The sequence below is a fragment of the Aliivibrio sp. S4MY1 genome, assembly GCF_028765545.1.
Taxonomy (GTDB): Bacteria; Pseudomonadota; Gammaproteobacteria; order Enterobacterales; family Vibrionaceae; genus Aliivibrio.
The window spans coordinates 140,596-162,209 of the sequence record NZ_JARACP010000006.1; the positions used below are offsets into that span (position 1 = coordinate 140,596).

General features: G+C 38.3%; 17 protein-coding genes. 9 read left to right on the forward strand and 8 right to left on the reverse strand.

Annotated elements, in window-relative coordinates:
* The first annotated feature begins 13 nt into the window (after positions 1 to 13).
* From PVK71_RS08545 to fabV, 6 genes are all read left to right on the forward strand, one after another.
* Complete coding sequence (locus PVK71_RS08545; protein ID WP_274418007.1) at positions 14 to 1,393, forward strand: MATE family efflux transporter; 1,380 nt, start codon at positions 14 to 16, stop codon at positions 1,391 to 1,393.
* 123 nt (positions 1,394 to 1,516) lie between these two features.
* On the forward strand, positions 1,517 to 2,188 hold the full coding sequence (locus PVK71_RS08550; RefSeq protein ID WP_274418009.1) for an ABC transporter ATP-binding protein: 672 nt from the start codon (positions 1,517 to 1,519) through the stop codon (positions 2,186 to 2,188).
* Positions 2,169 to 4,622, forward strand: a complete 2,454-nt coding sequence (locus PVK71_RS08555; RefSeq protein ID WP_274418010.1) for an ABC transporter permease — start codon at positions 2,169 to 2,171, stop codon at positions 4,620 to 4,622. The genes PVK71_RS08550 and PVK71_RS08555 overlap by 20 nt, the downstream gene beginning before the upstream one ends.
* Positions 4,622 to 5,743 (forward strand): lipocalin-like domain-containing protein, encoded by a 1,122-nt coding sequence (locus tag PVK71_RS08560; protein WP_274418114.1) that lies wholly within the window; start codon positions 4,622 to 4,624, stop codon positions 5,741 to 5,743. Before PVK71_RS08555 ends, PVK71_RS08560 begins: the two co-directional genes overlap by 1 nt.
* A gap of 166 nt (positions 5,744 to 5,909) precedes the next feature.
* Positions 5,910 to 7,061: a Na+/H+ antiporter NhaA gene (nhaA, locus tag PVK71_RS08565; RefSeq protein ID WP_274418011.1), complete on the forward strand. Its 1,152-nt coding sequence runs from the start codon at positions 5,910 to 5,912 to the stop codon at positions 7,059 to 7,061.
* A gap of 749 nt (positions 7,062 to 7,810) precedes the next feature.
* On the forward strand, positions 7,811 to 9,013 hold the full coding sequence (gene fabV / locus PVK71_RS08570) for an enoyl-ACP reductase FabV (protein WP_130043183.1): 1,203 nt from the start codon (positions 7,811 to 7,813) through the stop codon (positions 9,011 to 9,013).
* A gap of 111 nt (positions 9,014 to 9,124) precedes the next feature.
* Here the strand turns inward: fabV and PVK71_RS08575 are convergent, their stop codons facing one another.
* From PVK71_RS08575 to PVK71_RS08605, 7 genes are all read right to left on the reverse strand, one after another.
* Positions 9,125 to 10,807 (reverse strand): aspartate:alanine antiporter, encoded by a 1,683-nt coding sequence (locus PVK71_RS08575; RefSeq protein WP_130043184.1) that lies wholly within the window; start codon positions 10,805 to 10,807, stop codon positions 9,125 to 9,127.
* Between the two features lie 146 nt (positions 10,808 to 10,953).
* On the reverse strand, positions 10,954 to 11,217 hold the full coding sequence (locus tag PVK71_RS08580; protein WP_130043185.1) for a GrxA family glutaredoxin: 264 nt from the start codon (positions 11,215 to 11,217) through the stop codon (positions 10,954 to 10,956).
* Between the two features lie 234 nt (positions 11,218 to 11,451).
* Positions 11,452 to 12,309, reverse strand: coding sequence for a MurR/RpiR family transcriptional regulator (locus tag PVK71_RS08585; protein ID WP_274418012.1), 858 nt, complete (start codon positions 12,307 to 12,309; stop codon positions 11,452 to 11,454).
* A gap of 328 nt (positions 12,310 to 12,637) precedes the next feature.
* Positions 12,638 to 14,290, reverse strand: coding sequence for a pyridoxal-dependent aspartate 1-decarboxylase PanP (panP, locus tag PVK71_RS08590; protein WP_274418013.1), 1,653 nt, complete (start codon positions 14,288 to 14,290; stop codon positions 12,638 to 12,640).
* Positions 14,291 to 14,465: 175 nt separating this feature from the next.
* Positions 14,466 to 14,978 (reverse strand): hypothetical protein, encoded by a 513-nt coding sequence (locus PVK71_RS08595; protein ID WP_274418015.1) that lies wholly within the window; start codon positions 14,976 to 14,978, stop codon positions 14,466 to 14,468.
* A gap of 108 nt (positions 14,979 to 15,086) precedes the next feature.
* A complete protein-coding gene (locus tag PVK71_RS08600; RefSeq protein WP_274418017.1) occupies positions 15,087 to 15,986 on the reverse strand; it encodes a lysine exporter LysO family protein in 900 nt (299 codons plus the stop codon).
* An 88-nt stretch (positions 15,987 to 16,074) separates the two neighbouring features.
* On the reverse strand, positions 16,075 to 17,001 hold the full coding sequence (locus tag PVK71_RS08605) for an HDOD domain-containing protein (protein WP_274418018.1): 927 nt from the start codon (positions 16,999 to 17,001) through the stop codon (positions 16,075 to 16,077).
* Between the two features lie 385 nt (positions 17,002 to 17,386).
* On the opposite strand from PVK71_RS08605, the gene PVK71_RS08610 reads away from it, so the two are divergent.
* Entirely contained in the window at positions 17,387 to 18,016 is a 630-nt protein-coding gene (locus tag PVK71_RS08610; protein WP_274418115.1) for a TfoX/Sxy family DNA transformation protein, read from the forward strand.
* Between the two features lie 185 nt (positions 18,017 to 18,201).
* Here the strand turns inward: PVK71_RS08610 and PVK71_RS08615 are convergent, their stop codons facing one another.
* Complete coding sequence (locus tag PVK71_RS08615; protein WP_274418019.1) at positions 18,202 to 18,753, reverse strand: hypothetical protein; 552 nt, start codon at positions 18,751 to 18,753, stop codon at positions 18,202 to 18,204.
* A 268-nt stretch (positions 18,754 to 19,021) separates the two neighbouring features.
* On the opposite strand from PVK71_RS08615, the gene PVK71_RS08620 reads away from it, so the two are divergent.
* Both PVK71_RS08620 and serC read left to right on the forward strand, forming a co-directional pair.
* Positions 19,022 to 20,323 carry a DUF945 family protein gene (locus PVK71_RS08620; RefSeq protein WP_274418021.1) on the forward strand — a complete coding sequence of 434 codons (1,302 nt, stop codon included), beginning with the start codon at positions 19,022 to 19,024 and terminating at the stop codon, positions 20,321 to 20,323.
* A gap of 186 nt (positions 20,324 to 20,509) precedes the next feature.
* Positions 20,510 to 21,592 (forward strand): 3-phosphoserine/phosphohydroxythreonine transaminase, encoded by a 1,083-nt coding sequence (gene serC / locus PVK71_RS08625; RefSeq protein ID WP_274418023.1) that lies wholly within the window; start codon positions 20,510 to 20,512, stop codon positions 21,590 to 21,592.
* Positions 21,593 to 21,614: the final 22 nt, after the last annotated feature.

Genomic DNA, 21,614 nt, shown 5'->3' on the forward strand with positions numbered 1-21,614 from the left:
TTTGAGGTTCTTCATGTCTGTTTTTCTTTCTAATGTCATTGGTCACACTCGTGGCGAGTTTCTTAAGCGATTATTGATGATCGCCATTCCTATTGCCTTGCAAAATATTATGTTTTCAAGCCGTGGCTTAGTGGATGTACTTATGCTTGGTCAGCTCGGTGAAGCTGATATTGCTGCGGTTGGTGTGGCGAGCCGTGCAACATTTGTGACGACGATTATGTTGGTTGGTGTAACAACTGGCGGCGCACTATTAACCGCGCAATATTGGGGTGCACAAAATAAAGAGGGGGTACGCCAAAGTACCGCGCTCACTTGGATGGTGAGTATGGCAATGGCGACCATTCCTGTAGCACTGTTCTTTTTAATTCCAGAACAAATTATGTCATTGGCCACTGACTCTCAAGAAGTCATTGATTTGGGCGCTGATTACCTCTTTATTACCGCACTTACTATGTATGTAGTTTCTTGTGGCAGTAGTATGGCGGTTGGCTTACGCTCTATTCATCAACCGGGTGTTAGTACCTTTTTTAGTGGTATTGGTATTGTCGTCAATGTGTTTTTTAACTGGGTGCTAATCTTCGGTAATTTAGGTGCACCAGCGATGGGTATTAAGGGGGCTGCATTAGCAACCTTGATCAGTGGTATTATTGAAATTGTCTTTTTATATGGCTACCTTTACAGTCGTTCGCACTTATTAAGCTTTGGTATTGAAGAGGTTAAAGCGGTATTAAATTGGCCAAAAATTTCTAAGTTTCTTTCTTTATCTTTGCCTACGACGTTTAACTTTTTAGTTTGGTCTGCGGGGATATTTACCTATCACGCCATCATGGGGCAATCAGGCGTTCAAGGCTTAGCGGCGCTGTCGGTGATTTCTCCTATTGAATCTATTGCGCTTAGCTTTTTGATTGGTGCAGCAGGGGCAGCTTCGGTGTTGATTGGTAATCAGCTTGGCGCTAAAAAATATGAAGCGGTGTATTACCAAAGCTGGGGAGTACTGGGCTTGAGCGTTGCAACGAGCATGGTGATTGCGCTTTTTGTTATGGTATTCCAGCATCAAATTCTAGATATGTTTCCGGCATTAACTAATGAGACTCGTGCTATCGCTGAGAAGTTTATGGCGATCCTTGCCATTATTATTGTGATCCGAAGTGTGCCATTAACGGCAATTGTTGGTGTGCTGCGTGCTGGTGGAGACGTTAAGTATTGTCTGTACCAAGATATTATCTCTCAGTGGTTTATAGGTATCCCAATTGCTGCCGTTGGTGCATTAGTCTTAGGTTTACCTCCTGAGTATGTTTATGCCCTGTTTGTGGTGGAAGAAATAGTTAAATGGTTTGGTTCAATTTATCGAATGAAATCTAAAAAATGGATTAAAAATCTGGTAGATGCGTAGGAAAAGTTCGCTTTTTGATTGGTATTATTCATAGGAGTGCCCTGTGACTATAAAAAGCTTTATGAAAGCAGGGTTATAGTGTAGATTCTGTTGCCGACATCACAAAAAGCGTTGAGGGAACACATGTTAAAACTGACAAACTTGAATAAGGGATATTTGGATGGTGGCGAGTTTCATCCAATCCTTCAAGGGGCAGAATTAACAATAGAACAAGGCGCTCAAATTGCATTAATGGGTGAAAGTGGCTCCGGAAAAAGTACACTTTTAAATCTTATTGCAGGATTAGACAGTGTAGATAGCGGTGAAATTGATATCGCTGGTTTTGCTATGCACTCTCCAAAACAAGGCACTCGTACTTCTTATCGTCGTAATAATATAGGCCTTGTGTTTCAACAGTTTAATCTTCTTCCTACATTGACCATTGCTGATAACATTCGTTTTTGCCGTCAATTAAAAGGCTTACGAGATGATGATGCGTTATGGCGTCAAATTATTTCTGCTCTCGATCTTATGCCATTATTGGGCCGTTACCCTGAGGAAGTATCAGGAGGGCAGCAACAACGTGCAGCGATAGCTCGTGCCTTATACATGGAACCTAAGTTGTTGTTGGCTGATGAACCGACAGGCAGTTTAGATGAAAAAAACGCAGAAGCAGTCATGCGTTTATTAACTCGCTTATCTCGAGATCTACATTGTACTTTATTGTTGGTGACCCACAGTGAGAAAGTCGCTAATCACATGGATGGATTGGTAAAACTTCAAGGAGGCTTACTGAATGTTATTGCCGGTAGCTAAAGCGCTTCTTGGACACTACCGTCGACACCCATTACAAATTTTTTTAGTATGGCTGGGCTTAACTCTAGGTGTCTCGCTTTTGGTTGGTGTGTTAGCAATTAATCACCATGCTAAAATCAGTTATAACGAAGGGGAGAAATTATTTTCAAACCCTTTCCCCAATCGTATTCGTGCCATTCAAGACAATACAGTTATTCCTCAGGCGTTTTATATTAACTTACGTCGAGCAGGTTATACCCAGTGTATGCCTGTGCAAACACAGCATTTAGAAACTAAAGACGATATTAATATTTCGGTTGTTGGAATTGACCCAATAGCACTGATGCAGATATCTGGGAGTAATCTCGCCAAAACCGATGATATGCTTTCATTAATGCGTCCTCCATTCCCTGTGTTGATTAGTCAGCCTTTAGCGTCCTATTTTAGTTTGGGTGATGGCGACTACATCGAATTGCAAAATCAATCTAATATTGGCCCTGTTATTATTGATAAAGCGCAGCGCTTGTCGGGATCTCGAATTTTTTCTGATATTGCTTTGACTAAAATGCTAGGTCATAAAACAGGTTTTGATATTTTGCTTTGTGGCGAGATGTCAGATAAGAAAAAAGAACGTTTAGAAAGAATGCTGCCAAGAGGATTGCAGCTTGAAACACATAAAGAGTCTGGATTAACCGCGTTAACTAATGCATTTCATACCAACTTATTGGCAATGGGTATGCTCTCTTTTGTGGTTGGACTATTTATTTTTTATCAAGCGATGTCGCTTTCTTTTATTCAGCGTCAACCATTAGTTGGAACATTACGACAAATTGGGGTATCAACCAAAGAGTTAATTATTGCCATGAGTCTTGAAGTTTTCTTATGGGTTATTATTGGTTGGGTAAGTGGTAATTTCTTTGGCTTGGTATTGGCAAATGAATTGATGCCTACCGTTTCTAATAGTTTGTACTCTTTGTATAACGCAGATGTAGACCTACTTATTACTTGGAGTTGGAACTGGAGTTATCAGAGCTTATGGATGGCCATTCTTGGCTGTGTATTAGCGTGTGGTTGGCCACTGTATCGATTATTAAGTATTGAGCCAATTCGACTGACTGCTCGCTTATCATTGGCGAGATTTGCAGGTAAAGAGTTTGAGGTTCAAGCCATTATTGCGGGTGTATTTTGTGTTGCGGCTTATTTGATCAAGCTATTGCCTCACAGCCATGAAAATGGATTTATGTTGATCGGATTTTTAATGATCAGCGTTGGCTTATTAACACCATATATTATTTGGAAGTTTTTTGACTGGTTATCTTATCGACTGCCTTCTGCAAAAGCGCGTTGGTTCTTTTCTGATTCGGCGGCGAGTTTAAGCTACCGTGGCGTCGCTGCAATGGCCTTTATGTTGGCATTAGCATCAAATATAGGTGTAGAGACCATGGTGGGTAGTTTTAGGGCTACAACCAATAATTGGCTTGAGCAACGTCTTGCTGCAGATATTTATATAGAGCCGAGTAAAGTATCTGCCAACCGTATTAGTCATTGGTTAGAAAAGCAACCGGAAGTTGAGTCCGTATGGAGGCAATGGAAAATTGATTACCAAACCGAATATGGAAACTTGGAAATCTTAAGTTCTGGACCTACTCTTGGTGAGAAAAACGCACTAACAATGAAGGTTGCTATCCCTGAGTTTTGGTATTCTCTTCACCACAGTCGCAGTTTGCTTATCAGTGAATCGATGGCATTAAAATGGGATATGAAGCCGGGGGATTACTTAGATCTTCCAGCTCCTATGGGAGATAACTGGCAAATATCTGGGGTTTATTATGATTATGGTAACCCGTATAACCAATTATTACTTTCTCACAGTGCTTGGTTAAAAGTATTTGGTGGGCAAGGTAAGACAGGGATTGGTGTTGTGTTAAACGACACTGAGAAACGAACAGAATTGATTGGTCGAGTGTTAAAACAATTCAGATTACCCGTTGAGCAAGTTAATGATAATAATAATATCCAAGTGAAGGCGATGAAGGTCTTTGATCGTACTTTTATTGTGACAGGAACACTTGGCAATTTAACGTTAATTATTGCTGTTTTTGGTCTGTTTTTTGCGACCTTAGTCGGTGAGGTTTCACGTCAGCGGCAGACGGCATTATTACGCTGCTTAGGCCTATCGGGGAAAGAGCTGGTTTTATTAGGAGGTTTGCAACTTCTTACTATTGGGTTGTTTACTATTTTAATAGCGCTCCCTCTTGGTATTATTCTTTCTCAATTGCTTATTGATATCGTGATGAAATATGCGTTTGGTTGGACAATGCAAATCAATTATTTTCCAATGGAATATCTAATGACATTTTCATGGACATTATTGGCATTAACGGTTGCAGGAGCTGCAACGGTTTGGAGAGTAACAAGACGGCAGGCTATTATCTCATTAAGGGAATCGTTGTGATGAAACAGAAGGATGTTAAGAAAGTCAGCCTCACAATATCGCTCTTAATTTGTGTGTGTATTTTGGCGTTTTCTCTTGCTTATTATATCAATTGGAAAGATGTTGATACTGAAGGTGATAACGAGATAAATTCGCTACTTTCTCCATCTAATCACGCGTTTTTTGATCCAGTACTACCTGGTTCTCCTTTATTTTTTCCTAAAGACTTTGGTGAGCATACTTCATTTCAACATGAAAAATGGGTGATGACAGTAAATGCGGTTGATCAAGAAGGCAATAGTCTAGGTATTCAATGGACGATGTTCCGTGTATCCAATGATGATCGAGAAACCAAAGGTTGGTTAGATCCTCGTCTATATGTAGCAAAGGTAATTATAACCACTAAAAATGGTAAATGGGTCGATGAACGCTTAGCGAGAGGGGGAATTGGTCAGGCGGGTCTTTCACAAAGCCCATATCGAATATGGATTGATAATTGGCATTGGCGCAGTTTAGGACAAGGTCCATTCCCAGGACTCTTATCGGCTGAATCTGGTGACTTTTCATTAAAACTTTCTGTTAATGCTAATGATAAACCAATCCCATTAGGCAATGATGGATACTCAAAGAAACACGACTTAATTCCAGTTGCATCACATGAATACATATTTCCCTTTGTAAACGTACGTGGAAACATTACTTTAGATAACAAGGCTTATACCATTTCTGGTAAGGCTATTTTAGAGCATGAATGGGCAAGTGGTTTTCTAGATGAGGATCAGCAAGGTTGGGATTGGTTTATTATAAACCTCACTCAAGAGAGCAAACTGCTTGTAGCGCAATATCGTCATAAAGAACAAGCACCTTATCTCTATGGTGCATTACTTTACAAAAATGGTGATTATGTTTTGTTGAGTGGTAATGACGTTACTTTGCAAACATTACCAGCACGTAAGCTTAAGAACGGTCGTAAATTACCCCTTCAGTGGGTCATTAATATTCCTGAATACGGGCTTAATTTAACAACCCAAGTGATGAGGAATGAGCAATGGCTTGATACGCTTATTCCATACTGGCAAGGCCCAATAACAACAACTGGTTCACATCAAGTTACAGGATTTATGCAATTAACAGGATACTAATTGTAAAAAAAGATATTCGTTGCGAATAAAACATAGTATAACAGCTAACATATCGGTTTTTCCGATGTTTTATCTCTGAAGAAGCGATTATTCTTGATCTAGAACAACGGGTAGACTTTTCTCTTCGTTTTTCAAAAACTAATTTTTATAAGTTAAAGGACATCTTATGAGTGATGTTATTAAGAATTTTTTCAAACTAGAATCTGCCGGCGGGATTCTATTAGTCATTGCTGCAGCGATTGCGATGATGGTTGCTAACTCTTCTTTGGCGCCAATGTACGATACGTTTTTACATTCTTACGTTGGTGGTATGTCGGTTTCACATTGGATTAATGATGGCTTAATGGCTGTTTTCTTTCTTTTGATTGGCTTAGAAGTAAAGCGTGAGTTACTTGAAGGTGCGTTAAAGTCAAAAGAAACTGCGATATTCCCAGCGATTGCCGCTGTCGGTGGCATGCTTGCGCCTGCGCTTGTTTATGTTGCTTTTAATATCGGTGATCCTGAAGCTTTATCTGGTTGGGCTATTCCTGCTGCAACGGATATTGCTTTTGCTTTAGGTATTATGGCACTGCTTGGTAACCGTGTTCCTGTGAGCTTAAAAGTATTCTTACTTGCTCTTGCGATCATCGATGACCTTGGTGTTGTTGTTATTATTGCTTTCTTCTACACGAGTGATCTTTCAGTACTTGCATTGGTTATCGGTTTTGTTATGACAGGGGTCCTGTTCTTACTTAATGCGAAACACGTGTCTAAGATTCGTTGGTACTTATTGGTTGGTTTTATCCTATGGGTAAGCGTACTTCAATCAGGTGTTCATGCGACGTTAGCGGGTGTGGTACTTGGTTTTGCTATCCCACTGAAGGGTAACAAAGGTGAGCGATCTCCACTGAAACACATGGAACATGCTCTTCATCCTTATGTGGCGTTCTTGATTTTGCCAATATTTGCTTTTGCCAATGCTGGTATTTCATTAGAAGGAGTGTCACTCGACAGCTTAAGCACAACGTTACCATTGGGTGTTGCATTCGGTCTGCTTATTGGTAAGCCGCTTGGTATCTTTAGCTTCAGTTATATTGCGGTTAAATCAGGTGTAGCGAAACTACCAACGGGTGTGAATATGATACATATCTTCGCAGTATCGGTGTTATGTGGTATTGGTTTTACAATGTCAATCTTCATCTCATCACTTGCATTTGGTAACGCATACCCTGAATTTGATAAGTTAGCGCGTCTAGGTATCTTAATGGGCTCTACTTTAGCAGCAGTGATTGGTTATATTTTGTTAAGTATTTCACTGCCTAAAAAAGCCAAAGCATAGAGCAAACTAAGCTTTTAAAATAAAAACACCTCGCATTATGCGGGGTGTTTTTTTATCTAGAATGTAATACCAATCGTAGTAAATAACTGAACATCCTAGCTAGTTAAAACGCTCGATAACTGCGTTGGGATTTTTGATTGTAGAATAACTACTTATCGAAACTATCTATTGAAAAGTGCCGCCTTGTTCTCAAGCCTTTTTCCTTCGCTATTTCTGGTCACTTACTTATTGTGATTGGTATAAACAAAAAAAAGCCCAAACAAAAAAATGAATGGGCAAAAAGGAATATAAGGAATTATGAAAAAACTATAGTTGATAAGATAAAATTTGGCGGCCTGCTAAATTTCGGTTGTTTATTATCAACGGGTACTAATTGAGACTTACGATAATTTATTTAGTTCAAAAAAAATTCGTTTTTTTCATTTATTTTTTGAATAGCGAGATTTTAATCTTTCTAATAAAGAAAAACCCACTATCGATAAGCGCCAAAATGGCAGATAGTGGGTTACTTGAATTAATCAAGAAAAAGCAGTGGAATTATGAACATAAATTCAGACTCTAGCTTGCTGAGAAAGTTCAAAATAAAATTCAAATAGAGAAAAAAAGTGAAGATACTTCCATTTTTTTTCTCTAAAACTGGCGACACACCTCCAACCACTCACTATTTTGACAAAAATTTTCATAAATCGGATGCGAACTGGAGAAGAACCTTTTATCCTAGAAGGTAATTATTAAAAGGAAAGTTGAACATGATCATCAAACCTAGAATTCGTGGATTCATTTGTACAACCACTCACCCAATTGGTTGTGAGCAAAACGTGAAAGAACAAATTGCCCTGACTAAAGCGCAAGGCCCAATTGCTAACGCACCTAAACGTGTTTTAGTTGTTGGCTCTTCAAGTGGCTATGGTCTTTCTTCTCGTATTACAGCTGCTTTTGGTGGTGGTGCATCAACAATTGGTGTTTTCTTTGAGAAAGCAGGCACTGAGAAGAAACCAGGCACTGCAGGTTGGTACAACTCAGCGGCATTTGATAAGTTTGCTAAAGAAGAAGGCCTATACTCTAAGAGTTTAAATGGCGATGCGTTCTCTAACGAAGCAAAACAGAAAACAATCGACTTAATTAAAGAAGATTTGGGCCAGATTGATATGGTGGTTTATTCTCTGGCTTCTCCAGTGCGTAAAATGCCAGAAACAGGTGAAGTTATTCGTTCTTCACTAAAACCTATTGGTGAGACGTACACAGCGACGGCTGTTGACACTAATAAAGATGCGATCATTGAAGCATCAGTTGAGCCTGCTACAGAGCAAGAAATCCAAGACACAGTTACCGTAATGGGTGGCGAGGATTGGGAACTGTGGATGAGCGCATTATCTGAAGCAGGTGTTTTAGCTGATGGTTGTAAAACAGTTGCATACAGCTACATCGGTACTGAGTTAACGTGGCCTATCTACTGGGACGGCGCGCTAGGTAAAGCGAAGATGGATTTAGATCGTGCAGCGGCAGCGCTAAACGAGAAACTTTCAGCGACAGGTGGCACGGCAAACGTTGCTGTTCTTAAGTCAGTAGTGACTCAAGCAAGTTCTGCGATCCCTGTAATGCCTCTTTATATCGCAATGGTATTTAAGAAGATGCGTGAAGAAGGCGTACATGAAGGTTGCCAAGAGCAAATTTTACGTATGTTTAGCCAACGTTTATACAAAGAAGATGGTTCTGTTCCAGAAGTGGATGATCAAAACCGTCTACGTTTGGATGACTGGGAGCTTCGTGAAGACATTCAAAAACACTGTCGCGAGCTATGGCCTCAAGTAACGACTGAGAACCTAAAAGACTTAACAGACTACGTTGAGTATAAAGAAGAGTTCTTAAAACTGTTCGGCTTTGGTGTTGAAGGTGTTGATTACGACGCTGACGTAAACCCAATGGTTGAGTTTGATGTTGCTGATATCTAATTTCTAAATAATTAGTAAATAGTAGACAAAATAAAACCCAGAATGAGCGTTCATTCTGGGTTTTTTTATTGCTTAATGGTATTTATTTAGAGTTATTCTTACATATTAGCATTATGCTAGCAGTATCATGATGGTACCTGCTACGGTCATCAGAATATTCGCAATGGCATAAGTACCCGCATAGCCTAGTGCTGGGATGGTACTGCGAGCGTGTTCGTTAACAACATCCATTGCTGGTCCACACGTACGCGCCCCTATGATGGCACCAATTAATAATGCGCGGTTCATGTTCAGGATATAAGCCCCAACAAGATACGCAAGAATTACGGGAATAACACTAACTATTAATGCCGCGGCTAATACTTTAAGACCATCTTCTGAGAAGTATTCAATAATATTGCCACCGGCACTAAGTCCAATACCCACCATGAAAACAAGCAAACCAAGGTTTTTGGTCATGTTTAGTGCCCCTTGAGGTACATAACCAAAGGTAGGGTGGTTTGCTCGTAAGAAGCCTAAAGTGATCCCTGAGATCAATAAGCCAACCGCATTACCTAAACCAAAAGTCACTTGACCAAAGCTCATTGTGATCATACCAAACATGATCCCAAGTATAAAAAAGCTACAGAACGCTAGCAGATCTGATACCTGACTATGGATGGAGATAAAGCCAATTTTGTCTGCGATATGGTGAACTTTACTTTTCTCACCACTTACCTGAAGGATGTCTCCTTTTGCGAGTACGATATCATGCTCAATTGGCATTTCAATTTGCGCTCGAACAACTCGGTTTAGGAAGCAACCGTATTCAGATAAATTTAATTCAGATAGGCGCTTGCCAGCAATATTGTCATTTTTTACCACGATCTCTTCTTCAGCAATACGCAAATCTAATAGGTTGCGATCAAATACTTCTTTGCCGTTTCTGAAACTAGGATCAAGACGAGCATGACTGTCTGGATAACCAACAAGAGCGATTTCGTCACTTTGTTGCAAGATATAATCGCCATCTGGGTTCGCAAGAATACCATTACGACGAATACGTTCAATGTGACAACCAGTCTGGCGATGGATGCCTAGCTCACGTAAGTTTTTACCATCTGTCCAGTCGATGAGTTCTTGGCCAACACGGTAAGCTCGAATAATAGGGAGATAAACTTTTCGTTGGCCAGCGCTGCCTATTCCTCGTTCTTGAGCAATTTGCATTGCGCTGTCTTGCAGGTTTTGTTTTTGCAATTGAGGCAGTAAACGAGCCAATAAAATTAAGCTAGTTAAGCCAATTAAATAAGAAAAGGCATAACCAACACTTAGGTTATCAATTACTTTACTGAACTCTACGCCTTCAGGAAGCGAGGCTAAACCAGAATTCAAAGCATCTTTAGCACCCACTAATACTGGGGTTGCTGTAAGCGCTCCTGCCATCATACCTGTTGAAAGACCGTAATCCAGTTCGAAGTAATGACCGGTTAAAAAACTGAGCCCGACAGCAGAGGTTAATACAACCAATACTAATAATAGGTAGTGTTTACCATCACGCAGGAAGATACCAAAGAAGTTTGGTCCTGCTTCAATACCTACGCAAAAAATAAATAGCATGAACCCGATATTGAGAGAGTCTGCACTAAAAGTATAGCCAAGACTTCCCATAAAGAGGGCGGTGATAAGAACACCAATAGAACTGCCTAATTGAAAGCTACCGATTTTAACTTTAGCGATAAATAAGCCGAGTGCGAGAACAACGAATAAAAGTAAGATATCGTTTTGCGATAACAAGGTCGCAACATCAATGTTCACTGTATTTTGCCTGAAATATTGAAGAAGAAAGTGTGATGCAAGTCTAACTTAAAAATGGCGAATGTATAACCATATTTATAAAGAAAATGAAAAAAAAATCACCGCTAAAGAGCGGTGATTCAAAGTTCATTAGTCTAGGTTATTTATTAATCAAATAGACCTAGTTTTTCTTTTGCATATGCTTCAAATTCAGTACAGCCACCAATGTGCTCTTGGTCGATAAAAATTTGTGGAACCGTATCTACTGGTTTGCCTACTGTCTTTTCTAAATCTGCTTTAGAAATACCTTCAGCGTGAATATCAACATAGCGATAGTTAAAATCGTCACGTTTTTCTTTTAGTGTATCAGCATGCTCTTTTGCACGAACACAGAATGGACAACCAGGACGACCAAAAATAACAACAAACATAGTATTAACTCCAAAAAAATTAGTAACGTATGCGTAATACTCGCAATCAATAAGTACACTATGCCTGTTGATTTAAACAAAGTAAAGACGGTTTTACCTCTTTGATTGATAGGGGTTATCTATTGATCTTGATGTTTTTGTATACGGAAAGGCGATTAAAATTAATTAGATTTATAAAAAAAGAACCGACAATAGAGTCAGTTCTTACAATAAAACTAGAGGTTGAAAATAAGACTAGTGTGAAATGTTGTCTTTCTCATAACGAGAATCTTTTAATGCTTCTTTAACTCGCTTTAAGTTATCTCTAAAACCAGCGCCGCGACGAAGGGTGAAGCCTGTCGCTAATACATCGATAACTGTCATTTGTACTACACGGCTCGCCATTGGCATGTATACATCCGTATCTTCGGGAACATCTAAGCAAATTGCCAGTGATGCCATTTTCTCAAGGGGAGAGTCTTTTGCTGTAATCGCAATAACTGTAGCACCATTAGATTTAGCTAGCTCTGCAATTTCGACCAAGCTTTTGGTGCGACCTGTGTGTGAGATAAGAACGACTACGTCATTTTCAGTACTGTTAATACAGCTCATGCGTTGCATTACAATATCGTCGAAACAGGTAATTGGAATATTGAAACGGAAGAATTTATTCATCGCATCATGAGCGACAGAAGCCGATGCACCAAGACCGAAGAAAGAGATTTTTTTTGCTTGAGTTAATAAATCAACAGCGCGATTTACTTGCATTGGATCTAGGCTGTTTTTTGCAACATCTAAACAAGCCATTGTTGATTCAAAAATCTTATGGGTATAGGCGTCAGGGCCATCGTTTTCTTCAACATTACGGTTTACGTAAGGTGTGCCATTCGCCAAGCTTTGAGCTAAATGCAGTTTAAAGTCAGGAAATCCTTTAGTGTCCAAGCGGCGACAAAAACGGTTAACGGTAGGCTCACTTACATCTGCCATTTTTGCTAATGTAGCAATGCTAGAGTGAATGGCGGTTTGCGGTGATGACATAATAACTTCAGCAACTTTGCGTTCTGATTTACTAAAGTTATCTAAATTATTCTGTATTTTTTCAATCGTATTCATAGTCGCTCTTCTTACATCCTGCCCTTGGTATAACCTTAGCCAGAATAGAGGGTATTCTGGTTAAGGTTATAACGCTGTTATCTATATTTAGTATATACGTTTGTATTGTTTGCCTCTAACAAATGACGAAGTTGAGTGTATTTTTATAACAATAGTATGACAGAACTCTAAAAAAACTTTCAATTTAGAAAGTCTATTTGAGTGAATAGATATCATTAATGTCAAATAATATGGTTTTCTGTGATTAAATTTCAAATTTGAAGGAAAATAATTACAAAAAAGGCGACTTTATATGGATAAAGTCGCCTTTGAATTTCAAGTGCTAATGTTAGTTAGCGCGGGATAGAATTGAGTTTGTTAAAGCAAGAAGCTGAGGCAACGAGATCTCACTACTGTTAGCGATTTCTCTTTGCTCAATAAGTACACTTTGTAAAATTTCTTTTGTGGTTAACGGGTTGGCAAGAACAACTCTAAACACAATCGTAGGGTTATATTGATAAGCCTCTGGAGTCAATCGTGTTCGAGAAACAAAAGATTTTCCGGTCTCGCGTTGCGTTTTTTGGATGTACTTTGTTAAATTATCCAAATGCTCATAGATGTCAGCTCTTTCTGTATCCTTAGCTAAGCGTAATGCTTGTTTCACTTTTAATGGGACATAACGATAAGTCAGTAAACAAAGCTCTGGCTCTGTTACGATCTCAAAATCGTCTTGTTGCTGAATCAACTCAGAGAAATATTTTGCTTTTTCTATACTTTGGTTAATTAATAGCTCGTAACCCGGACGGCTAATAACATTAAAGCAAGAGTATAATAGCATCGCCATTCCGCTACGGGAGCCTTCAAGTGTATGTCGCCCTAGATCTTTTGAGCCTTTTCGTAAGATGTACTCAGCATGATGTTGAATCGAAGACATGAGTTCTGGATCTTTAAAGATAACCATACCTGCCCCCATTGGAACATAAAGCTGTTTATGTGCATCAATAGTTACTGAATCCGCTAAATCAATACCATCTAATAGATGACGATAGGTATTTGACATTAATGTTGCACCACCCCAAGCGGCGTCAACGTGGAAATGACATGCCTCTTTTTGAGCAATTTTTGCAAGTTGGCGTAGTGGATCAATGGTGCCAGTTTCTGTGGTACCAGCAACACCAATAATCGCCAATGGTTTAATGTTTTTCTCTTTTGCGGCAGCAATTTTTAACTGTAAATCATCTAAACAAATACGATTGTTATTATCGGTTTTGACTGCAATAACTCCATCTTGACCAATACCTAAAACATCGGCTGCTTTCTTGAGTGAGTAATGGCCTCGTTCAGAAACGAAAATGGCAAGACCACTGCATTTGTAATGAGTCAGTGCAGCAAATAGGCCTTGTTTAGCAATACCTTCAAAATTACCATCTGGTTTAAATAGTCGGTTTCTTGCTACCCAGAGTGCGGTAATATTTGCAATGGTTCCACCAGAACAGAATGCCCCCAGAGAGTGATCTGCACTGTGCATCCAGTGTTGGTAAAATGCATCTTTCTCGCCATAAATAAGGCGATGTAAGATCCCTAGAACTTGACGCTCTAGCGGAGTAAATGCTTTTGATGTTTCAATTTTAACCAAATTTTGATTTAGAGCGATCATAATTTTAGACAACGGCATTAAGAAATAAGGCAATGCAGAGGTCATATGACCGATAAAACTTGGAGCAGAAGTATGAACAGATTGAGATACAAGGTTATCTAATAAGTGCTCGGTATGTTCAGAAACATAAGTAGGTATTTCTGGCATTGAAGAGTCAGTAAAATCTTTTTCGATTTCAGTTAGAGGCTTCTCTTCTGCAACTATATGTTCTCGTAAGAATTGATTCAGGTTTTGAGAGAGTTCTTGCTCAATTTTTCCAAGAGTCGAATCGGGCGCTTCCGGAACAGTAAAAATTCGCAGCATGCTTTCTAAATTGGCATCCGCTGTCTTGTTGTCTGTTACCATGGTATCTGTTCTATTCTGTTGGTGATTAAAAAAGCAAAGTTGCGTTCTCTTTGCCCATGACTAAGGGCACAATTTAGAACAAAATAAGAAAAATGTCTTGTCTAAATGTGCCACATGGACTTATGAGAGCATAAATTGTTATAAAACTAAGCGCTTTGTTGAATTAATAAACAAATTATTTGCAGCTAATATCGCTGATTTGGGTGATTGTTTTATTATAGGCTTTTAGCGGAGCATCAATTTCTTTTGGGTGGCTAAGAATGTCTGCAAAAGCAGAACGCAATTCGTAGTTTTGTTTATGTGGCGGTGCTTGGCGATCGTCAAAGGTAATTTTTGCTACTTTGCCTAATGCATCATCGTTCATGGAAAGTGACTTTATTTCTTTTTGGTTAAGTTGTAACCATGATTCGATAGATTGATTTGTTTTTACTTTTGAAGGCTCATTCTTTAAATAAAAGTCTACCGCTGCACGATTTAATTCAAAATGATGTTTACGGCCTTTTAGAAACCAGTCGCCAACACTTTCTAAATTTGGATCTTTTTTAACTGTAATAGCAATCAGCTCTTCATACCAAGTTAAAGAAGCATCAACATATTGGCTGTATTTGTCACTTAAACATTCAGTATTAGCTGCTTGAGCAGAGGTAGCTAGTAAAGCGAAAGGTAAAATGAGCGCGGCAAGTTTCATTACAAATCCTTAAGAATGAATCATTATTATTAATTTTGATTGTAGGGAGAGTGACATTAAAAGCAATTGAAACAACTCACAATGTGACGCTTCCCTACTATTTGTATATTATAGAGAAACAAAAAATAGCATTAAAAACGGAACCAATAGACTTAAAATAAAGCCACTCACTATCGCAATAGGAACACAGCGTATGCCTCCACAATTTTGAATTACAGGCAGAGTGAAGTCCATTGCTGTTGCTCCCGCATAACCAATTGAAGTGACTGGGTAGCGATGAATCAAGGTTGGAATCAACAATAGCGCTACTAATTCTCGCATTAACTCATTTAAGAAGGCAGCACCACCATAGACTGGCCCTAATGCATCACCCATTAAAATGCCTGCGAGAGAATACCATCCGAACCCTGATGCCATTGCTAAACCATGCTGCAAAGGAATGCCTAAAATAAGTGCAGCAATAAGCCCACCTATTAACGAGGTCGTTAGGATCACTGTGGCGATGATTATTCCGTGTTTATTTAACAAGATTTGACGAAGTGATAGACCGCTGTTTCGAAGTTGAATTCCAATCAAAAAAAGCAAGATAAGTAGAATTAATTCGCTGGCTTCTTCAACCCAAGATAAATCAACACCGCTGATTAAACCAAAGAGTAAACCAACCGCCACGGCGAGTAATAGCTTGGCTGATTCTAAGATCATTTTAAATAAAGGTAGGGTGTTTTTGTTCCCCTCTGAGTTGAGAGGAAAAAGTTTATCCATTATTGGTAATATGGCTAGGTTACATACACTAATACAGATAAAAAAGGCTGTTGTTATCGTTAATATTTGATTTAAGTTTTGTGCTAAATTATCAAGTGCAGCGAGGCTTAACCCCATAAGGGCAAGTATAATCGTTACTAAATGACTGGTAGCAGCATTAATATATTGAAGAGGTTGTTTTTTGTGTAATGGGATTAAATAACCAAAAAGCAGTGGTAAAAAAACAAATAACATTCCAGAAAGCATGATCTAAACCTCATCCATGAAGAAGCCTTGAGAATATCAAGGCTTTTTAACGACATCAATATAAGTTGGCTGTTTTGATGTAACTAAATTACAAACCACTACTTCTTAATGTTTCTTTGATTCTATCTTTAAATTGACTATCGGTTAGATTACTTAGTGTGTAGAGGGCTTCTGCGCCTTCTAATGTAATTTCAACGTCATGATCATCAATGGCGTCATCTTTGTTTCTAAACATCAAAAGATGGCTGGCAATACGAGCAATGTCTAAGTAATTAATAGGATAACTAGAGTCAGAAGATTTTTCGTCATTGGTTGCTACGGCTAAAAAGTCACCATCAAACTGCCAGTGATTGAGTACATGATAGCTGGTGTCATTACACTCTTTGTTAAAAATATAGACCGCTAATTCAAGATCTAGATAATTACCATTTTCAAGATATTCATAGTATTGATTAACAAGGCAAAATAAACCTATATCCGCAAGTAATCCGGTTAAAAGTGCTTTTTCTGGCTCAAGGTAATCAAGAGAGCCATCTTCAGACGCTTTTGTTATCTCTTCACATACCATGGTCATTACTGCCGCAAATTCACGAGAGCGAGCTGCACTTTTACGTAATAGAGAGTTACATTCTTTATTCAGATCACTTGAGTGCTTTAATTGTTCAATAGCTTGTGCAGTTACAATATCACGCACGCGAAAAATACCGAGACGTGAAACTGCCGTTAATACATCGGTACAAGTAATATTTCGTCGATTAAAGACCACAGAGTTTGCCATTCTAATAACAATAGCGGTGAGGCTCGGGTCTTCTAATAGAGTATCAGATACATCTTTAATTAATGTGCCTTCAAGGGTACATAGCTTTTGGATTTTAAGAACAACATCAGGGATTGGTGGTAATTGGATATCACCTGATGAAATGCGTTGAGATGCCATTTGGCTAAATTCAGTTCTTAAAGCTGCCAGTACCTTTTCTTTATCATGAGATAACCAAAAAAAGGATAGATGATTCATTGTTAATTCATATCTTTGAGTAATACCTGAATGATACAGGATTTTTATCGTTTCTAAAAAAAAACTCAATGAAATGAGATCATTTGCTAAGAAGTAGACATGAAGTAAAAACCAAAAGGGGTTTACTGTTATTACGAAAAGATAAATAAGTTACATAATATAACTAAAGTGAATGATTAATGTGAGCGCTGTCAATGAAACATCAGGCAATAATATGAGACTATAATGTGATATCGGCCTGAAAGAAAACTTACTTTGTTTCATAAATTAATGCTTCAATGTGTGACCGTAATAATAAAAAATACAGTAAACTCATGGCTTATAAGAAAAATAATAGATAAATTGCAGTTGTATGTTTAATATCCACTTGCTTGGTGTCAAATTTATGACAGGGACGGGGGTCGCTAAGTTTAAGATCAAGGAGATCGAAATGAACCATTTAGAGGAACGCTTTTTTAACTTTGTAAAAAAACTAGGTCGATTCAATAAACGCTCAATGTTCGGTGGTGTTGGCTTATTCACTGATGATGCTATGTTTTCACTTGTCACAGAAGGACGTTTGTATGTTCGTGGTGGTGGGGATGTCGATAACAAATTTGAGAAGCTAGGTTGTGAACGTTTTAAGCATGTAAAGAAAACCACTATTGCGACTGTTAATTATTTTGATGTTAGTGACCTATTTGAGAAGAACTCTGCTTTGTTGATGGAGATTATTCAAGAAACTATGGAAAATTCACGACTTGAACGAGAGTTTAAGAAGTCAAAAGAAAATCGTCGTTTACGTGATCTGCCTAATATGCAATTAACGCTAGAAAGAATGGTAAAAAAAGCGGGTGTTCCTGATGTAAGCTCATTTTTTGAAATCGGTGCTGTTGATGTATTTAAAAAAGTAAATACAACTTATGGCGGTGACGTAGATGTAAAATTATTATGGAAATTTGCAGGTGCAGAATCAGGGGTGCACTGGACGTTACTTCAAGAACCAATGAAAAAAGCATTATTACAGCAGGTTTAATGTTCGTTTGGGAAGTTGTTAGATTAGATAGTTTAGTTAGAGTTATAGTCTGCTATATAAAAAATCCTCGTTATCCATTCAGTATGAAGGCATAACGAGGTTTTTTTACACTTTAAATTTACGAGCTAATACCATGTCTGGATAAGTAGTTCTTCAAATACTTATGTAGATTGATATACTATAAACTAGTATTTAAAGCGTGCAGTTAGCATTACTTGGTCGCCATAAATACCGTTAAAACGACCTTCAGCACCAATTGAAAATAGTTCTGTTGAGTGGAAACGACCGTATACTGAAAACAGCGTATCATCGTTATCATCAATTGATAAGTAACCTACTTTACCACCCACTTCTAGTTGAGGACCTAACCATTGGCGTACGCCTAAGTTAAGTTCCATGCCTGTGTCATTTTTGTAGTGTTTGTTATCATCAACAACGCGAAGTAGCATTTCACCAGTAATATCAGCCCAGTTATTTACAGGAGCGTGAAAACCAAGGCCAGTTGCTAAATCGTAATCGCCATCTAATTCAGAATCGATTGAAACAATCGCGTGTGCATTAGGGTGAATTGATTTACTAAAACCAGCACCGAATGTTGATGGGCTAAATCCAATGCGAGCTTCAACATAATCGTAACTGAAGTTACTCATGATTGCATTGTTTGGATCATTATCTGCTGCCATAGATGTTGCTGAAATGAACATTAGGCTTGAAGCTAAAAGTGTCTTACGGATCATGATGTTTGAAACCTATCAAATTAGTGCTGTAACCAAAAAATTATCCTAAATACTAACAGAAATGACTATTTTTGCTAGATAGGAATATACAAAAATTTGGAGTTACTGCAAGAGTCAAAAAATTAACGTAGTGCTTATTAATTTATAATTAAGCAAAATATACGCCAGGTTTATATTTGCAAGCTTCTATTTGTTTTATTAAATAGAACTGTATTGCGCTCTATGAGTTAGGTAAACTGATTGAAATGGATAAAACTTGGATAACAATATGAATGAATTAAAAAAATACGCTGCGATTGGCGGTGCTGTAGCTCTTGTTACTTGCTGGCCATTTGCGACAGGGAAGATTGGAGAGGCGATTTTTAAAGATGGTATTGCTTCGTATCATAATGCGATTATTGAGGTTGAATCTGTATCTTATGATAGAGGCTACCTTAGTTCTCAAGCACAAAGCCGTATTCATGTTATTGATCAAGGTTTAAGTCAGGAGTTAGAACAAGCAGGTTATCCAACTGAAATTTTAGTTAATCACGATATCTCTCATGGCTTATTTTCTGTTTCTTCAGTCTCTAAATTTGTAAGCACAGAAGATACCTCTGAATTTATTCAAGGATTAACTCTGACAACAGACAGTAAGTTAACGGGAACTACAAACTTATTACTGACAAGTAAAGACACTAATTTTGCTACTATGGATTTACAAGCGCAAGGGGTTGAAAAGCTGTTTTTAGCTGCGGCGGAATTATCAGCAACGATTGAGAAAGACGGTCAATTCTCTCTGTCATACCAACTACCTAAAACAGAGCTGCGTTTAGATAACCAATCTGCAATGATTGTTGATAATGTCGCTGGTCAAAGTGTTGGCCATTATATAGATGATATTTTTATAGGTGAAGCGAACATTGCTTTAGATAAATTGACGCTAAGTGATATTGCAAGTAATAGCCATAATGAGATTAAAGGGCTTAAATACACGAGTGTAAATCAGCTAACGGAAGTAAAAGATAAAGCAGAAGAAAATAGCTTTACTACTCAGAATCGATTGACTTTAGAAGAGGCTCTGACAGATGCTGGTGTAGTTAAAAAAGGCGTTTTTGATGTTAGTTTCGAAAACCTAAATTATGATGGTTTAAAAGCACTAGTTCCGCTGCTTCAAGAGCAGGAATTGACCAATGAGAATATTGAGAAGTTACTCCTGTCGTTTGACCTGCTTGCTGCGAAAGGGTTTAACGTTAATATTAATGAATTCAGTGCTGAAGTACTTGGTAGTAAATTAAACAGTAATATTTTGCTTATGTTACCAGCAGGTACGGCGAGAGCATCACAAAATGCTGATCAGTTAATTAAAACAGTAACAGGCTCTACTGAATTAGTCATTGCTAAAAAGTTAGTGGATGAAACGCCAGAGCTTCGCATGCAAATGGATGAGTTACTTATTAATGAATTTGCTGTTGAAGAAGGTGATAATTACCGATTAGCTGCGACTATTTCTGATGGCCAGATCGAATTATTGAATGGTCAGAAAATGCCATTATTTATGTTGTTGGGTTTTTTAAGTTACCTACAGTAACCTGAAAGCATAGAAATAAAATAGCTTACCTCGGTGAGCTATTTTTTTATCTGGATTAGTATTATTCGAGCAATTTAGTGAATTAGATCACTTTATGATTTCTTTGTGGATCAAAAGGTGGTATTAATTTCTACATCAATATTTAAACCTTCAATTTATTATAGATAGCAGGAGCCTTCGAGAAACATGGAAAAAGTATTTAACTTTTGTGCTGGTCCAGCAATGCTGCCAGTAGACGTTCTAGCCCAAGCTCAAAAGGAATTGGTGAATTGGAACGGCTTAGGCACTTCAGTGATGGAGATTAGCCACCGTAGTAAAGAATTTATTAAAGTCGCAGAAGAGTCAGAGCAAGATCTACGTGATTTATTGTCAATTCCTGACAATTATAAAGTGTTATTTTGCCAAGGTGGTGCGCGAGCACAGTTTGCAGCTGTTCCATTAAACTTACTTGATGGTAATACAAAAGCAGATTACGTCGATGCGGGTTATTGGGCGCAAAGTGCGGTAACTGAAGCAAAAAAATATTGTTCACCTAATGTAATCGAAGCCATTATTAATGTTGATGGTAAAAAAGCGGTTCAACCTGCCGCTGAATGGGCATTAAGTGATGATGCTGCTTATGTGCATTTTTGCCCAAATGAAACGATTGATGGCATTGAAATTAATGATTTACCAATAACAGATAAACCAATTGTTGCTGACATGTCGTCTACGATTTTGTCGCGTCAAATTGATGTATCAAAATACGGTGTGATCTACGCTGGTGCCCAAAAGAATATTGGTCCTGCAGGTTTGACGATTGTTATTGTACGTGATGACTTACTTGATCTTGCTGCAGAAGCGCTTCCTAGTGTATTAAATTACGGCGTGTTGGCAAAACAAGAGTCGATGTACAATACACCGCCAACATACGCTTGGTACCTTTCAGGTTTAGTATTTAAATGGCTAAAAGCGAACGGTGGCATTGAAGCGATGGAAGCTCATAACCGTAAGAAAGCAGCCGCTTTATACGATTATATTGACCAATCAGACTTCTATCGTAATGATGTTCATGCAGATAATCGTTCTCTAATGAATGTACCATTCCAATTAGCAAATCCTGAGTTAGATGCACAATTTTTGTCGCTGGCAGATGATGCTGGCTTGAAAGCATTGAAAGGGCATAGAGTAGTCGGTGGAATGCGAGCATCAATTTATAACGCAATGCCATTAGAAGGTGTGCAAGCGTTAGTTGAATTTATGAAGGCGTTTGAAGCACAATACGCGTAATTTTTTATTTTAAGTAACTCAT

What these genes read in the sequence shown, in the direction of transcription:
- fabV (WP_130043183.1), top strand. Translation starts at nt 7,811, where the DNA reads ATGATCATCAAACCTAGAATTCGTGGATTCATTTGTACAACCACTCAC.
- PVK71_RS08580 (WP_130043185.1), bottom strand. Translation starts at nt 11,217, where the DNA reads ATGTTTGTTGTTATTTTTGGTCGTCCTGGTTGTCCATTCTGTGTTCGT.
- panP (WP_274418013.1), bottom strand. Translation starts at nt 14,290, where the DNA reads ATGGTAACAGACAACAAGACAGCGGATGCCAATTTAGAAAGCATGCTG.
- PVK71_RS08610 (WP_274418115.1), top strand. Translation starts at nt 17,387, where the DNA reads ATGACAGGGACGGGGGTCGCTAAGTTTAAGATCAAGGAGATCGAAATG.
- PVK71_RS08550 (WP_274418009.1), top strand. Translation starts at nt 1,517, where the DNA reads ATGTTAAAACTGACAAACTTGAATAAGGGATATTTGGATGGTGGCGAG.
- PVK71_RS08620 (WP_274418021.1), top strand. Translation starts at nt 19,022, where the DNA reads ATGAATGAATTAAAAAAATACGCTGCGATTGGCGGTGCTGTAGCTCTT.
- nhaA (WP_274418011.1), top strand. Translation starts at nt 5,910, where the DNA reads ATGAGTGATGTTATTAAGAATTTTTTCAAACTAGAATCTGCCGGCGGG.
- PVK71_RS08560 (WP_274418114.1), top strand. Translation starts at nt 4,622, where the DNA reads ATGAAACAGAAGGATGTTAAGAAAGTCAGCCTCACAATATCGCTCTTA.
- PVK71_RS08545 (WP_274418007.1), top strand. Translation starts at nt 14, where the DNA reads ATGTCTGTTTTTCTTTCTAATGTCATTGGTCACACTCGTGGCGAGTTT.
- PVK71_RS08600 (WP_274418017.1), bottom strand. Translation starts at nt 15,986, where the DNA reads ATGCTTTCTGGAATGTTATTTGTTTTTTTACCACTGCTTTTTGGTTAT.
- PVK71_RS08585 (WP_274418012.1), bottom strand. Translation starts at nt 12,309, where the DNA reads ATGAATACGATTGAAAAAATACAGAATAATTTAGATAACTTTAGTAAA.
- PVK71_RS08595 (WP_274418015.1), bottom strand. Translation starts at nt 14,978, where the DNA reads ATGAAACTTGCCGCGCTCATTTTACCTTTCGCTTTACTAGCTACCTCT.
- PVK71_RS08615 (WP_274418019.1), bottom strand. Translation starts at nt 18,753, where the DNA reads ATGATCCGTAAGACACTTTTAGCTTCAAGCCTAATGTTCATTTCAGCA.
- serC (WP_274418023.1), top strand. Translation starts at nt 20,510, where the DNA reads ATGGAAAAAGTATTTAACTTTTGTGCTGGTCCAGCAATGCTGCCAGTA.
- PVK71_RS08555 (WP_274418010.1), top strand. Translation starts at nt 2,169, where the DNA reads ATGTTATTGCCGGTAGCTAAAGCGCTTCTTGGACACTACCGTCGACAC.
- PVK71_RS08605 (WP_274418018.1), bottom strand. Translation starts at nt 17,001, where the DNA reads ATGAATCATCTATCCTTTTTTTGGTTATCTCATGATAAAGAAAAGGTA.